The organism is Paenibacillus sp. 19GGS1-52, assembly GCF_022369515.1.
Lineage (GTDB): Bacteria > Bacillota > Bacilli > Paenibacillales > Paenibacillaceae > Paenibacillus_AQ.
Genome location: NZ_CP059724.1, coordinates 5441957 through 5456560 on the forward strand (window position 1 = coordinate 5441957; position 14604 = coordinate 5456560).

Consider the following 14604-nt stretch of genomic DNA (forward strand, 5'->3'; position numbering starts at 1 on the left):
ATAAAAAAGAGGTTACAGAAAAAATATATTTCTGACTTCATCACTCTAAAAAACAACATTTAGCATTTGCATAAGCTACAGAACATCAGCTTGATAAGGATTGCTCTATAAATTATTTAGATTTGCACAATTCAAATTACACCTCTAAATAAAATAAAAGGCACCTCACGATTTATGAGGTACCTCAAGACTTAGATATTATTCTGCAGGATTGACGAGGAGGAAGTTTTGTTCCTCTTCCAATGTAACCTCAGATATTTTCTGACCAATTCCTACATATAAGTTAACCTCTCTAAATTTTTTAACATCTTTAAAAACAACCTTGAAGGACTCAGCTTTCAAGTTGGAAAGATCAATAAGAGTTTCCGGTTTGGGTTTTACCCTTAACTTCTTCAATAGCACCCCCTTCTCGTCATATACCAGTACGTTCTTTCTTCTCAAATAAATTACCAGTAGAAGAATTAGTGGTACTGTTACTGTAATCGGAATAATTGGAGCTACTGGATCGCTGCTGCTAGGAGTTTCTACATTTTTAAGTGAAGGGGGCGGACTTACGGTTACGGCAGGCTTTTGAGGTATATTTTCTTTGCGCACCACAATTTCGATAACAAAATCTATCCGTTGCTTCTTCTTGGATTCTGCTAGCTCAATTGATGTAAAAACCTCTCTGTCATTTTGATACACTGCAGTATGAGTACTCCCCTGAACCACATCGTTTTGATAAACAATAACCTCTATTGCTGCATCCTCTTCAGATCTAGGGTTAGTTAAGATTACCTTGTGTTGTCCAAGCTCTACATTGTCAAATTGATATTGCCCCTTCTCATTTGTGACAGTACGCATGGGTATGGAGTACAACTCAACTGTTACCCCTCTAATCGGCTGACCAGCTTTATTAGTTACTATTCCATAAACCGTTCCATAAATCTTCGTTTGTTTGTTCTTTACCGACAGACTTGATTCTGTGGTAGAAGAAGGGGTGGAAATTGAATGTGGTAACTGTACAGGCTTTGATACTATAGGTTGAATTTCTGATTTCGGTGCCGGTGTTACTACTGTTGTGGATGTTGCCATTGCAGTGGGTGTGGGTATGGGTATGGGTATTGCTGTTGGTGCTTCTGTTGCTGTTGGTGTCGGTGTTGCTATTGGTGAAGCTGTTGCTGTCGGTGTTTGTGTCACTATTTCTGTTGGTGTTGGTGTTGGTATTGGTGTTGGTGTTGGTGTTGGTGTTGGTGTTGGTGTCGCCGTTGCTGTCGGTGTTGCTATTGGTGTCGCCGTTGCTGTCGGTGTTGCTATTGGTGTCGCCGTTGCTGTCGGTGTTGCTATTGGTGTCGCCGTTGCTGTCGGTGTTGCTATTGGTGTCGCCGTTGCTGTCGGTGTTGCTATTGGTGTCGCCGTTGCTGTCGGTGTTGCTATTGGTGTCGCCGTTGCTGTCGGTGTTGCTATTGGTGTCGCCGTTGCTGTCGGTGTTGCTAATGGAGTAGGCGATGGATTTATACTAGAGGTCGGTTCAAGATCTCTTTTCTTGTAGTGAAATGTAAGCCCTTGGAAACTATTTTGTTCAGTTAGGACAACTATTCTCGTGGCTTCACCTACTAGCGTATACCCCTCTATTACAGATTCAGCTGTATATATTTGCTCACCCAAGGAAAGGTTTGTTAATGAAACTTTTTCTTTAACTGGATTGTTGCTGCCTTCCTCTAAAAACTCTACCTTTATTCCACCCTCGATTTTAGAATACGTGAAGAAGACAGTTCTATATTCATTTCTACCCAAAGCTACATCGACTATTGAAGAAGATATTAATCGATAACCGCTTATATTCCTGCACTGGAAGATGTAATACCCCACTTCATATTGACTATATTCCGGTGAGAGTAAGTCATTACCGGTTCCGTCAACATACTTAATAGTTATGCCTCCTGTCGCTTTTACAAAATGAGCAACTGCTGTCTTGTCTGCATCCATTATTATGCTTAGTGATGAAGTATAGTAGTCCGAACCGTTCACAGTCCATTTTTCAAAATAATACCCCTGTGCAGGTGTAGCGCTTAATACCGCAACTTTTGATTCATCGAGCATCTCTATACTTCCATCTCCAGGAGTTGTAGTTCCTTCACCAATTTTGCTGACTGCTAAAGAATGTTTAGGCATCTCTATTTTTTTGTAGTAAAAGGTTATTGTTCTAGAACCAGAATCTGCTTTTACAACATCGGTAGGGTAAGTACCAAGAAATACCCCATCCTGATAAATGGATAGCTCCACTTGACCTGTACCTACAGCAATTACATTTTTAATATCATCATTAACTTTGAGAATCGTAGGATCAGAAGATATAAAGCTGTAGTTTGAAACAACATCTGGTCGAAGATAGGAATAATTACCATAATAATCCAACCAAGTGCGATACAAGAGGTCAGGCTGTGTAAAGTTGTTCTCAAATTCCACTGTCTGGTTAGTAGACTCTATCGCTTGATACCCGGGAATATTTTTTGGCGCATAAGTGAGCGGAACTCCAACAGGAGCATCATATACAATTTCACTGTCCAGCATCCTTTCACCGTCATCTACCTCTCGATAATATACACTTATTGAATTACGGGCTGTACCTTGCTTCAGTAGAAACCCATTCTGCGGATACATATCGATAAGTTGAGAAGTAAAGGGGATTTCATCTGATGCATTCCTGAGGTAATTGTAGTTTCCATAAAAATGAAAACAACTCAGTGTATTGTTTAATCCATTCAGACTAGTCAACTTGTTGTTCCCTACATTTAGCGTATATTTAACAATAGCTAAGCTATTTAGTGCACTTAGATTAGTTAGGTTGTTATATGAAAGGTTAAGCGTAGCCACTTTACTCAACTGACTAATACCAGAAATATCAACCAACTGATTATTGCTGAAATCCAAACTGAAGTCACAGGAGTTTTCATAATTGTTGATACCAATTATAAAGCGATCAAACGGAGTTAATTTATTTATGCCATTTAGATTTGTGAGTCTGTTATATTGCAGATAGAGCTTTTCCACATGTTCTAAATCCCCCAACCCCTCTATTGAGGCCAACTCATTATTATTGAGAAAAAGAGACTGTACACTCTGCAGATTCTCCAAACCATTAACATTCGTCAATATATTATGACTAATATCAATAGTTCCGACTGAGACAATTCCTTCAAGTCCATCAACCGAAGTAAGCAAGTTTCCTGACAAGTCTAGATCATAAGGAGTTATAGTTCTAGAATTAAAAATTTCCATACCGGTTAAACTCACAATTCCTTTCTCCGGTGCATTGAAAAAATAGTCCTTCAACCCGATACCCCGAAGATCCTCTTCACTTATCGTGCTGCTGAGATCTCCAGACCATCCATTCTTATTGAGCCACTCCACTACATATGCCGCTAAATTCCTGTCAGCGAAGAGTGTTTCTATTACAACTGATCTTCCTTCGTTAAAATCATTTAAAGCATCTTCCGGGGTGGTTATAGATACTGCCTTGTACACATCGTTTGTGACTGTCGGCATATTCTCGTAGACTGCTTCTGTTACCGTACGCTCCCCCGCAGGAGAACGTTGTTCACCATACAGTTTAATGCTTTGTGCCTCAGCTGATACCCCGAGAGGAACGCACAATAAAGACGCGATCAGCAAATATACGATGCGCTTTACCATTCTCTTGTTTTTTTGAGCCTTCAAATTATCCATCTCCCCCATCAATTCATTTACCGCCTATAATTAATGAAGGGGATCATGGCTTAAGTGTGGAAATGAACTCGTATCTATAGAATGTAGCTAAGATCGCAATACAAAAAACAGTTACCCCTCACGCAGCAACTGCCCTGCAAAAAGATACTACCGGTTATGCATAAGTAAACAGAACTTAAATAAGAAACTTCCCACATTGCAAGAAATACGGATGGCACCAACTCATAGAGTTCCAATCTAAAATTACATCTAGTGTTAAAGCTAACCATAAGATGACCAGAGCAATAATTATTAGTCTTACTTTTACATACAACTGAGGTTCACTCTTTTCAAATTGTACGTAGGAAACAATTAAATAAAGAAAAAACCATTTCTAAAAGAAAGATCCATGGCTAAAATGCCATGGATCTTTGATGATTCTTCCTCTGCTATCCCTCCGCGAGATTAACAGACCCAGTAGTAACTCCGGATAGATTGCTATAGCTTAATCCCCTTCTCTAAGAGAAACTCATCAGCTATATAGTAAGGGCTTTCTGACCACAACATAGTACTCCTATCACTCAATAACTCATAGGTTAGGGAAGTGTAAAACACGTTCAGCACTTCAAAATTCGGTAAGTTCAACCACTGAGCTAAAATTATGATTGTAGCCGTTACCTTTGCACGAACTGAAAAGTTGAATTTTTTAGTGTCCATTAGCCTACGCTTCCTAGAAAGGTTAAGGCCTTTATCGCTTTTTCTGAGGAAAAATAAATCTGCTCCTTAAGTTTTATAGATCCCATAAGTTCTATAAATAGCATTTTCCCGCTGATGTCAAAACCATAGATGCCTTCTTGATACCCATCTAGAAAAAATCTTGCATCGTCATCTGCTACTGGCCCTTTTACAATATCGTAATTATGGCATACCCCTCTAGTTGTTCTGCACTTTACTACAAAACCCAACCACTCAATATTTGCAGACTCGAAGACTTTAACTGATAAGTCCTCTACCCCTTCAAGTCGGTACTTGGAGACTGTGGGAGTTCCGTTTTTCTTCCTATTAGTTGCCGACTCTGCCCAAAGAATCGCCTGTTTCTTACTTGTAGTGGTGTAGAAGCCCTTTCCGAAGTCCAAGAAATCTCTTTCCTTATCTAGATCGATAACAGGCAAAAAAATATTACTTCCATGATAAAGAAAGGCGTCTGAGCTAAGTAAACTAGAGTGCATCTATATCTACCCCTCTTTCCCTTAAGACATCTTCTAACCATCCTATCAAGTAGAAATTACCTACGGTATGCAACAATTCATAGCAATCTTCTATAAGAGGTAAGAGCTTTACGCTGTTGAAAATTTCTAGTACTTTATTTCCCCTGATACCCCACGCCACTTTACACAGCTCTATGCTGTCTACTTTTTAGCTTAATATTCATTCTTCCGTACTTCGATGCCGCATAGGTCACCGTCCAGTCATATACGTTTGTTTAATTAATACACTTACACCCTATCCAATGTATTTGCCGAAGTGAAAATATTACGCATGCGAAACTCATAAGGCGACTCTACGAGTAGAACTATTCGCAATGTCCCTTTAGCATCAAGGCTGAATACTGGCTTGTCTAGGAAGTACTTAGGCTTGATTACCCACTCTGGGGGTCTTACTTTATAATCGAAGCAGATTTTGTGTACTGTTCCTGCTAGAAAGGCATAGTCTCTTTGAGTGATGTTTTCGTATTGGTCTGGTTCATCCGCTACCAGTGCAAACCGCTCTTCTGATGTTAGGGCTGGATAGTAAAAAGCATCAAGGAAGTTACCCAAATAGTGCCATAGATTGATATTTTCATTCTGATTAGACGAAAATAACTGCACCAACTCTTTCATTGTTGTCAATTTTATCTAACCTCCTGAATATTTCCAATGTATATGTCGACAAACTGCAACTGAGTGCTAGTCATCCTTCTTTCTCAAATCAAAAGACCTTGATTTTGTTATCTTCGGCTGGTATGTTAAATTATTTACCATTTGTCTGTAAGAAGACACAAACCAAGACATGTACTTTCCATAACTACCTGTATTGCAATAATTCGAAATAGCCTCAAGATAACCACTACTCTCTTCGTAGCCCGATAATAAAGGCATTACCCCACTGTTCAGCAAAGAAAGGGTTTGAACCATTCTTGCTGTCCTTTTGTTTACATCTTGAAAGTATTGCAAGTAACACAGATTGAGCTTCAGGTAGATGGCGCGTTCAAATGGATTATCGATAGTAAGGGCTGTATTCAGCAGACGATCTAACTCTTCATTTAAATAATCCTTCCCCATAGGCAGGGAATAACCACCTCCACATATTAGAATCGAATCCTCTCGTGGAATACCACAACTTGAATCAGGTAATATATCTCTTGAAAGTATTGAATGTATGTCTGATACAAGATACCTTTCTAAAGCTTTACCCCGTAATGTGAGTACAAAATTATAAGCATCCCATAAATTCAAAAGCATTTTCGCATCAGAGTACAACTTTCCTGCTGCTGTTACTCCGAGTTTAAGAAGATTTATTCCATCCACCAAGGAATACTCGTTTCCCACCAACTTAGCCGAAGAATATACAAAATCAATTCCTAACTCCTCTACATTTCGGTAATTCATAAGGAAGTCAGACAAGGGAAGTTTTAATGCCACTTCCCTAAGCTGCTTACCCTGAACTGCCGTAAACTGTGGGACTTTATTTAATCTATTTGGATCATAACTCGACAACTCAACACCCCACCTCGCAATAGTACTTTCATATACCGAGACGAAAAAAACTTCACTTATCCGTAAGTGGCAGTTCTGAAAAAAGCGAGGTTTATATAATTCTGCAAAATGTATTCATAAGGTAAACGCCTAATTTCGACTTCAGGCTTACCCGCTGTACGACAAGCATTGTCGTATCTCAAGCCAACTTTCATTAGTGTTGTTGTGCTCAGCTTATAGCACAGCACAAATGTTAACACATGTTATAATAGGGTGATTACTGTAAAAACCCAACACAAAGAACCTTGCTGAATAAACAAGGTTCTTTGTGCTTTTATTACTTTGTATCGATACTAACTATATAATTTTTCTGATCCCAAGCTACTGAAGCCCCTAAAGCCTGACTGACAAAACGTAAAGGAACAAAGGTGCTGCCCGATTTATTAACGAATGGAGCTGAGGAAAGAGACACTGCTTTTCCATTGACAAAAGCCTTCGTGCTGCCGATAGTAAGCGAGATGGTGGTGCCGTCCTCTATAATCGAGATTCCCTTTGTTTGAGCGTTGTAAGTTAGTGACGCTCCGAGCTTCTCTAACACCCCACGTAAAGGTATGAAGGTGCTGCCCGACTTAAGGATTGGCTTAGGGTTAACAGATACAATGGCTTGGTTGATTCTAACCGCAATGTTATCCGCTGAGTACTTGGTGCTGCTACCGTTTCCAGTGGCGGGAATTGTATTGGTTGGTTGCGAGTTACCTCTGTCCGGCGTGGTGGTTGAGCCTCCGGCTGAGGATGAAGCTGCTGTGGTGAAAGACCAAGTCTGGTTGAATGTCTGCCCTTGAAAAGTACCGTAACTAGGAGTAAACGAAACCGAAGCGGTGTACGTCTCGTTACTTTTAAGTTCGTTTTTAGGGATTAAAAACAAAGCTCCAGTGTCATTCATTACAAAGAAGTCTACGTTTCTACCTAGGCTGTCAACAAGAGTAGCCTTAGAATTTTCTGTTGTGATTGCTGCCTTTCCCTTTGAAATCGAAATAGGGTATCCTGATGTTTTTAAACCAAATTGCGTCAGTGGATTTGGATCTTCCAAACCGTCAAAAAGGGTAGGTACATTTGTTTGCCCGTTGTAAGGATACATAGCTGTCTCAGTGCCGCCCACTAAGGGAGCGGAAAACAAAATCGTTACGGTTTTATCAACAATACCAAAACCAACTTCTGCTGAGTTGACACTTGTAAAAGGAACTCTGTGATATACTGACTCAATCAAGTCAAGAGACGCATCTTTTAAATTACTTTGCCTGTAGCAGATAACTTCTGTTGCTCGAAGACCTGAATTAGAGTACCCGAGAGATGCAAGCCGTGAGGACATATCAATACCAGTAAAACCAATATTTCCAGTAGTCTCTGTATGCCCTGTTACCCCATTCGAAACGATATAATTTGCATGATTCTCCGCAGCCTTAGTAAGGAACGGATTCAATTTTACTGCTTGCAGACCCATGTTTGCTCTGATACCATTTAAATGGTTTAGGGCATCCACGACCTCGCTGGAGTATGAATACCCGTCTACTGTTACCTGTGCTGCTTCTGTCCTTACAGGCGCTACCGAGATACCTCCGAGAGCAACTGCTGCCGCGACTAAAATTGTCGCTAGTTTCTTGAATTTCATTGGTTGACCTCCTCTATTATACTTTAGCTAGTTAAACGAACCTGTGGTAGGCTGGGTGTAGACGTAAAGACCCCGAGCAGCAAGATCAGTTACTGATTGAAGACGAAACTCTCCAGCCGTTACTCCATACCATTTACCTTGAATTTGCACAACCATATCCGCGTGATCAGTTCTTGCAATAATTGCAGTGTTGTAGCCAAAAGAGTCAAAAACAGCAGAAAATACGTTGGCATCAGAGTCACAATCACTCTTTTTAAGCACTAAAGCATCGTATGCTGAGGATGGAGTGCCATCACGAGGATCGTATAATCCCTTTACGAGTATAGCTGCTATTCTACCTATCTTGTAAGCTTCTTCTGCTTTAGAAGCACTTACTCCATTATCAATTAGAGCGCTCAAGGAATTTTCGGCTTGAGTTAGACCGTGACTTTCTAGAGTATCTTCTGCATATTTAGAAGCACGATCACCAGTTAGGTAGGCTTTATACATTGCTTCGTATCTACCTCCACCGTCAAGCTTCATAAGCGGATATGTTTCCTTTGCAGCCCCAATAATTTGCATAACCGCTGTGTACTGTTGGAAATTATCTGAACCGTAGTCATGAAAACCATATGCATATCCTGCACCTGCACGTGGCAGGATAATTGCTGCTTCATCACCTGAAATAGTGACTGTTAACGTAGTCGAGTTAAAACCCACCGTTGCGCCAAAGGCTTCCGCTACAAAACGCAAAGGTATCATTGTCGTGTTATTGATTGTTAGTGATTTGACATTTAGGATTACCATCATTCCATTTACAGTGGCTATATCAGTTCCGACAGTGTGCTTGATAGTTATATTTTGTTTTGTTGCCGTTATCAACTGAGTCTTTGCATCAAACTTGATATTTGCTCCTAGCTTTTCAAAGATGGATCTCATGGGAACCATGGTCGTGTTATACATAGAAACTGGTGGTTGGGTGAAACTCTGAATTACCCCGTCTATTTCTACTATGTAATTTTGAGAAAGTGTACTTTTAGCCTCGCTTGGAACTGCAACCTTTGCATATACTGAGCTTAATGGAAGCAGCAAGGCTGCACTGATTGCTATACTTAATATTCCTCTCCTGTTCACTAGCACTTGAACCCCTTTGTTGGGATGACCTATTTTATTATTCATTCATTTACCCTCCGTATAATATTTTCTATTTTTATTGAACCAAAGGCACTATATTATTCCAATGAATAAATAACAGTTGTCAGTATAGCAGATAAAGAATGGCGTTTAAAGGTATATATCGCAATATGTGCTACATGCTTGGTAAATTATTTTATAGGAATAATTCTCATAGTTTATAAGACCATTTAGTCCTCTTCTAAAAAATTTTATACCCCTGAAAATCATAACAATATAAACGTATAATCTCTACGGACTATGAGTATCATTTGTCGAAATCCAGAAAAACCTCACTTCCTTCGATCAATTAAATTGGTATAATTAACCTACTGCGCATTCAGTATTGCAGGAGGGGTAGGTGAGGACAATGGATATACTTACTGATTTTGGACAACGTATTAAGGCACTACGTTCTCGCAGTGGTATGAGTCAAGAAGCATTGGCTGAGCGCTGTCAGCTAGACCGTACTTACATTGGAGGAATAGAGCGGGGTGAGCGAAATGTGAGCTTGATCAACATTGAAAGAATTGCTCATGCGCTTAATGTCTCCGTTTCATATATTTTCACAGAAGAAAGATTGACACCAATTGCAGCATATCAGCAAAAAGACTTCATAGTCCCGTTTTCAGAGCGGTTCAAATACTGCGTTGACCCCGGTAATAAGGTATTAGCCTTTCAGGTCAATGGTCTACTTACAGGTGAGAGTGTTGACTACATGTCAAAAACCTTGAGAGATGTATGTTCTGTATACGAACAGGGTGAATTAAATATCATTGTCGATCATCGGGAGATGAAGACTGCAAATGGAGAAGCTGCTGTTTACTCCCCGGAGGTTGCTGAGCGGGCGGTACTGTTTCAGCAAATGTTGATGGATTATAGTAAGAAGGCAATAGTACTCTGCAATTCAGATTTTATGGTCCACCAGATGCATCATGTAACCAAGATCAGTGGAATTTACGACAAGACGGTGCCTTTGTTTGCCAAGGATCGTACTATGGTTGACCAGGCCTATTCTATTGCTGGAGTGAACGGAAATGAGCTTATCACTTACACAAAATAAAGCTAGAAGACTAATGCTCTTTATTATTAAAGTATTCTGTAGTGTCAGCTATTACTGTTACAAGTAATTCTTTGACAGTATCATAACTTTGTTTAGCTAGTAGTTGTGGTGTCGAACCCGGATGTACGTTTGCGATTAATACGTAAACCACGGTAGATACCAGTGCTGTGATTATCAGCATTTTAAGTAAATTCCCAAGAAAGCTAAATATGTTAAGTAGACCATTGTGTATTGTACGGAATATGGCCTTCACGGGTGCAACTATAAAGGTATCGGCAAGCCACTTCACCGTAATACCGAGTCTATCCGCAAATGATTTTTTATTGACTTCAACTTCTACAATTTTCTCTTTTACAAGCTTGTTGGCATCTTCATACTGCTCCATCAGTAGCTCAATATTATAGGGGAATATGGCATCATTATTAACTATGTCCATAACGTCATGAACAGTGAATTCTGATGATAAATTATTATCGGCAGCGGTGCTGGGCTGTTCTCTAGGATTTAGAGCTTCTTTAAACTCACTGTAGATTTTATTTAATCGGGCTTTTGAATCTTCAAAGCTTGAGTTAGTCTCTTCTATCTGTCCTTCTATTGAATCAACTGAGGATAAGAAATTATTCAAAGAAACATCTGAGATGGTGGGTGGAGTGGGTTCGTGGTCAAGAAATGAAATTCCTGACGAAGTTTCAGGTTCATCCTCGGTTTCAACTTCAAAGGTGATATTATCAACAAACTGCTCCGTGGGCATAGAGAAGCCCAAGCCGATATCGCAGCTTGCACTATCAGAGATTAGGGAGAAGCTTAGTTTAGGAGAATCAGATAACTTTCTATCAGGTGTTGTTTTTCCCGTTATTGACTTCTCTTCTTCCTGTTGTTGTGTTGGCTTAATCATCATTGTTCGCCTACCTCTCCCTACTATAAATGATTAAACTGCGGAACAAGCTCATAAAAGTAATTCCATTTCCCCAATGGCTAGAATGTGTCTTTGCCCTCATTACTTTGAAATCCAGCCCCAGCTTTGATAGCGGCAATTGCTAATGGCTTTACCTCAATGCCATTTTCTTTATACCCCTCTAAGATGGAACAATAGTATGCGGGGCTTGGAGAATACAGCATTTCTGATTTGAAATCCATAACGTATACCATAGCCTGTACCTTTTTCCCATCTTGAAGCGTTACTGTAAGGATTTCCTTCCGATACAGTCCTTGAGCTACCCCTTCGTAGTAATCAAGATTTTTCACATCGCTCTCGGAGATTCTCCATAACACAATAGGAACACTGAAGCCAAGGCATTTCGTAATTGTAGCCAACGGATAGAACTCAAGCTCATAATTCTCAATTACACCGCAGCCAACTACCATCGCAATGTTACAACGTGAGGTCATTTGTTTGACACTCATGTTTGATCCATATGCAGCATATAGTATGCTTCTCTTCATTAATTACACCCGTTTCTAATAGGTTATAGGGTTTTCTTCAAGTTCCAGCAATCTATGCTCCTCAAGTTCAACAGCAGTCTCGGACACATCTTCACTTGCTTTGGGTGGAGTACGCCATGCCGCATTGCCATTTAAATGCCCTATAAGATAATGCCGCATCGTCTTAAACTCATCTCCAATTCCTCCAAGCTTTAATAACCAGACACGTAGAGCATACTTGTCATTCCCTGACTCCTGGGTAGAAATACGGCTGGTAGCTTTCTTTTGATTTAACGCCTGTGCTGTAATCAATAGAGATAGTTGAATATATGATTTGATAGCTTCATGATCAAGGCTCCCATTAAACAAACGAAATTCAATTGTGTTCTGCCTCCCCCCAAGAAGTGGATGCAGATTCAAAATCCGGTATCGGGTTATGTGATAACGTGCACTCCTGCTGTTAAGCCCAGAGTCAGTTCCGCTATACCATATATCAGCGAATTGCTCGAATGTTTTTGGCTTACGCTTATTAAGCAGAGTTATGAGATTCTCCGGTAAGTTTTTGCAATACCACTTTCGAAACTGAGTTATTTGCACTGACTTATTCAGCAATAACTGCTTAGCATAGAGAATATTGCAAAGAACCCGCAGGCTGTTTGGAGTGAATCTTTCCGCTCCAATATGAATATGAAGACCGGTACTTTCATTGGTGCCGGCTCCGTTTGTGACTAAGCAACAAATTAGTTCCTGAAGCAGAGGTATATCTGTGTATTGAAGAATAGGAGATACCAGTTCACATTTATAATCATCAGTTCCCACCATCAGGACTCCAGTCTCCAGCCTTTGTGGCCATATAGATGCATCGCGTTTAATTCGCCATATACGATTTATAGAATCTCGTATTTCGTAGCCGTCATAGTATTTCTGGACTAACCCCGAAGTAGTACTGAAAAATTTAGCTATAACATCTGCTGCCTCCTTCCGAGTCAGTCTTGTAAATTCAATCTCTACTCCGATGGTCAAATCGCTATACTCTACAGGCAACATTGGATTCCCCTTTAGTGATTTAGATTAGAATTCTTTTCCTAAAAGAAAACAGGTCTCCCTGATATAAAAAAGTGTATTACCCCAAAGGAGCAATACACTACATGATGGTTCGGATACGATCTCGCAAGCCACTATAAAATCCACCTAGGTTTTTTTGTTGCCGTAAGATGTACATGAAAGTTAGGAAAGGTCTTGAAAAATTAGTCGTCTCTATATCGTTGATCTACTCATTTTGCATAATTAACTTTGCCTGAACAACGAGACGCTTTGTAGTGCCTGCCGGACCGTAACAGGTCGATAAGGTTATGAACTTGTCCTGTATTGAGAGTGAGTTTGTTGTGAAACGTGCGACTTGATTCTTCTCCCGGATCATATGAATAAAGCTACTTTTTGCTGCATCATCAATAAAACTAGACTGAATATACTCCCAATCTTCACTGTCTGTTACATAAACAGAGCAAATTTGGAATACCATTTCATGATATTCAGTAGTGAACTGAATAAGTTCACCATCTTCAGAATAGCCTTCTGCAAGACTTAATAGCTTTTTTAGACTACCGAACATTTGCTGATTCAGCGCATTGTGTCCATAAATAGTGGTATTCATCCCCATATGTTCAATGTTGCTACGTGTATCGACAAAAATCCAACCCAATTTATTTTTTTGTCGGTCAAGATCATGTGTCAGATAGAAACTATTATCTGTAGTTTGAACGATGGGTATATCCAGATGAACTAGCGGAATTTTAATCCACGCTATAATCTCCTCATTCCTCGCTTGAAGTTTTGAAAAGTCTACATTTAGATATGGAGAAACAGTTGAAGTCTGTTTGGTAGAGGACTCTGCAGCAATGTTACTACCCCTAAGCGCTGTTGGATTTGTTTCTTTAATTATTACTTCCAATTTCTTGGTATCGTCAAACCATTTAGCGATCTGTAATGAGGTATAACCAAGTACAAACAATGAACTCCAAAGAAGCAATAAATAGCACCAGTGTGTGCGTTTAAAGGATTTCATTTCATTCACCAACCTAACTCGACACTGTATTTCATTTCCTTTCATTAAAATTGTTCCAAAATGCTTACCGGGAAATACCTATCTTCACGCATGCTTGTTGTCAACTCGATGATTTCTTCCCCCATTTCCCTTAACAAGCTTGAAAAATCTATCACGCCTGATCTGAATAAACCAAATAAATTCTGCACTTCGTAAAATACTGGATCAGAATGCGAAAGAATGCCTTCAATTAAGGAACTATTTGTAATAGGTGTGTCGGTTAAGTACTGGTTTTCTTTCAGTGGATCAATAAACTGCTGATACCTGGCCTCTTGCGAATACACCTCAATAGTGCCGATAATTATGTCTTGCATACAAAAAGAAAGCATTTCAAACAAAATAGAAAGCTTAAGTTTTCTGATCTTACTATTAGTTCTAAATTGCTCTACTACTGATTCCAAGTCTTCTTTACACTTGGCATTTTGAAGTAGTCGAATAGTATTATTGCCCACTAGTTTCGTTACAAAAACATCAAAGTCATTTACGATTTTAGTAATCTCCTGTTTGGGAAGGAAACCGCTCTTAATAGATACAAAAAGTCCTTTACCTCTACTAATCCATAACTGATATTTCAGTTTAAAATGATCGTTAGGCTTATACCAGCACAATAGGTGAACCATGAAATAGAGAACTTCGTCTAAGGCTTTGAGTCTGCTCAACTCCAATTCTCTTTGTGTATCAGACAGTTCTAAGTCTTCTAACCGTCTACTTATGACTTCTGACAAATCCCCGCTTTTTAGCAATAAATGCATTTCTATCAGTCTCCTAAGAG

13 protein-coding genes are annotated in these 14604 nt (G+C 39.6%); 1 reads left to right on the plus strand and 12 read right to left on the minus strand.

Annotation, left to right across the window (positions count from 1 at the left end; all coding sequences use genetic code 11):
* Positions 1 to 198: 198 nt before the first annotated feature.
* The 7 genes from H1230_RS25175 to H1230_RS25200 all read right to left on the minus strand — a co-directional run bounded on the left by H1230_RS25175 (position 199) and on the right by H1230_RS25200 (position 9249).
* On the minus strand, positions 199 to 3717 hold the full coding sequence (locus H1230_RS25175) for a carboxypeptidase regulatory-like domain-containing protein (protein WP_239717552.1): 3519 nt from the start codon (positions 3715 to 3717) through the stop codon (positions 199 to 201).
* Between the two features lie 686 nt (positions 3718 to 4403).
* Positions 4404 to 4916, minus strand: a complete 513-nt coding sequence (locus H1230_RS25180; protein ID WP_275590964.1) for a DUF3990 domain-containing protein — start codon at positions 4914 to 4916, stop codon at positions 4404 to 4406.
* Entirely contained in the window at positions 4906 to 5091 is a 186-nt protein-coding gene (locus H1230_RS31770) for a DUF3791 domain-containing protein (RefSeq protein ID WP_481857190.1), read from the minus strand. The genes H1230_RS25180 and H1230_RS31770 overlap by 11 nt, the downstream gene beginning before the upstream one ends.
* Positions 5092 to 5183: 92 nt before the next feature.
* The gene (locus H1230_RS25185) at positions 5184 to 5567 is read right to left on the minus strand and encodes a hypothetical protein (RefSeq protein ID WP_481857191.1); all 384 of its coding nucleotides are present in this window, start codon (positions 5565 to 5567) and stop codon (positions 5184 to 5186) included.
* Positions 5568 to 5633: 66 nt separating this feature from the next.
* Positions 5634 to 6443 (minus strand): Fic family protein, encoded by an 810-nt coding sequence (locus H1230_RS25190; protein WP_239712575.1) that lies wholly within the window; start codon positions 6441 to 6443, stop codon positions 5634 to 5636.
* Positions 6444 to 6759: 316 nt separating this feature from the next.
* Positions 6760 to 8091 (minus strand): stalk domain-containing protein, encoded by a 1332-nt coding sequence (locus H1230_RS25195; protein ID WP_239712576.1) that lies wholly within the window; start codon positions 8089 to 8091, stop codon positions 6760 to 6762.
* Between the two features lie 27 nt (positions 8092 to 8118).
* Complete coding sequence (locus tag H1230_RS25200; protein WP_239712577.1) at positions 8119 to 9249, minus strand: copper amine oxidase N-terminal domain-containing protein; 1131 nt, start codon at positions 9247 to 9249, stop codon at positions 8119 to 8121.
* A gap of 364 nt (positions 9250 to 9613) precedes the next feature.
* On the opposite strand from H1230_RS25200, the gene H1230_RS25205 reads away from it, so the two are divergent.
* Positions 9614 to 10306 (plus strand): helix-turn-helix domain-containing protein, encoded by a 693-nt coding sequence (locus H1230_RS25205; protein WP_239712578.1) that lies wholly within the window; start codon positions 9614 to 9616, stop codon positions 10304 to 10306.
* 10 nt (positions 10307 to 10316) lie between these two features.
* Here H1230_RS25205 and H1230_RS25210 read toward each other — a convergent pair whose 3' ends face one another.
* From H1230_RS25210 to H1230_RS25230, 5 genes are all read right to left on the minus strand, one after another.
* On the minus strand, positions 10317 to 11204 hold the full coding sequence (locus H1230_RS25210) for a hypothetical protein (protein ID WP_239712579.1): 888 nt from the start codon (positions 11202 to 11204) through the stop codon (positions 10317 to 10319).
* A gap of 77 nt (positions 11205 to 11281) precedes the next feature.
* Positions 11282 to 11749: a gamma-glutamylcyclotransferase family protein gene (locus tag H1230_RS25215; RefSeq protein ID WP_239712580.1), complete on the minus strand. Its 468-nt coding sequence runs from the start codon at positions 11747 to 11749 to the stop codon at positions 11282 to 11284.
* A gap of 15 nt (positions 11750 to 11764) precedes the next feature.
* Complete coding sequence (locus H1230_RS25220; RefSeq protein WP_239712581.1) at positions 11765 to 12775, minus strand: amidoligase family protein; 1011 nt, start codon at positions 12773 to 12775, stop codon at positions 11765 to 11767.
* A 223-nt stretch (positions 12776 to 12998) separates the two neighbouring features.
* Positions 12999 to 13793: a class B sortase gene (locus tag H1230_RS25225; RefSeq protein WP_239712582.1), complete on the minus strand. Its 795-nt coding sequence runs from the start codon at positions 13791 to 13793 to the stop codon at positions 12999 to 13001.
* Between the two features lie 44 nt (positions 13794 to 13837).
* Positions 13838 to 14584 carry a hypothetical protein gene (locus H1230_RS25230; RefSeq protein ID WP_239712583.1) on the minus strand — a complete coding sequence of 249 codons (747 nt, stop codon included), beginning with the start codon at positions 14582 to 14584 and terminating at the stop codon, positions 13838 to 13840.
* Positions 14585 to 14604 lie beyond the last annotated feature (20 nt).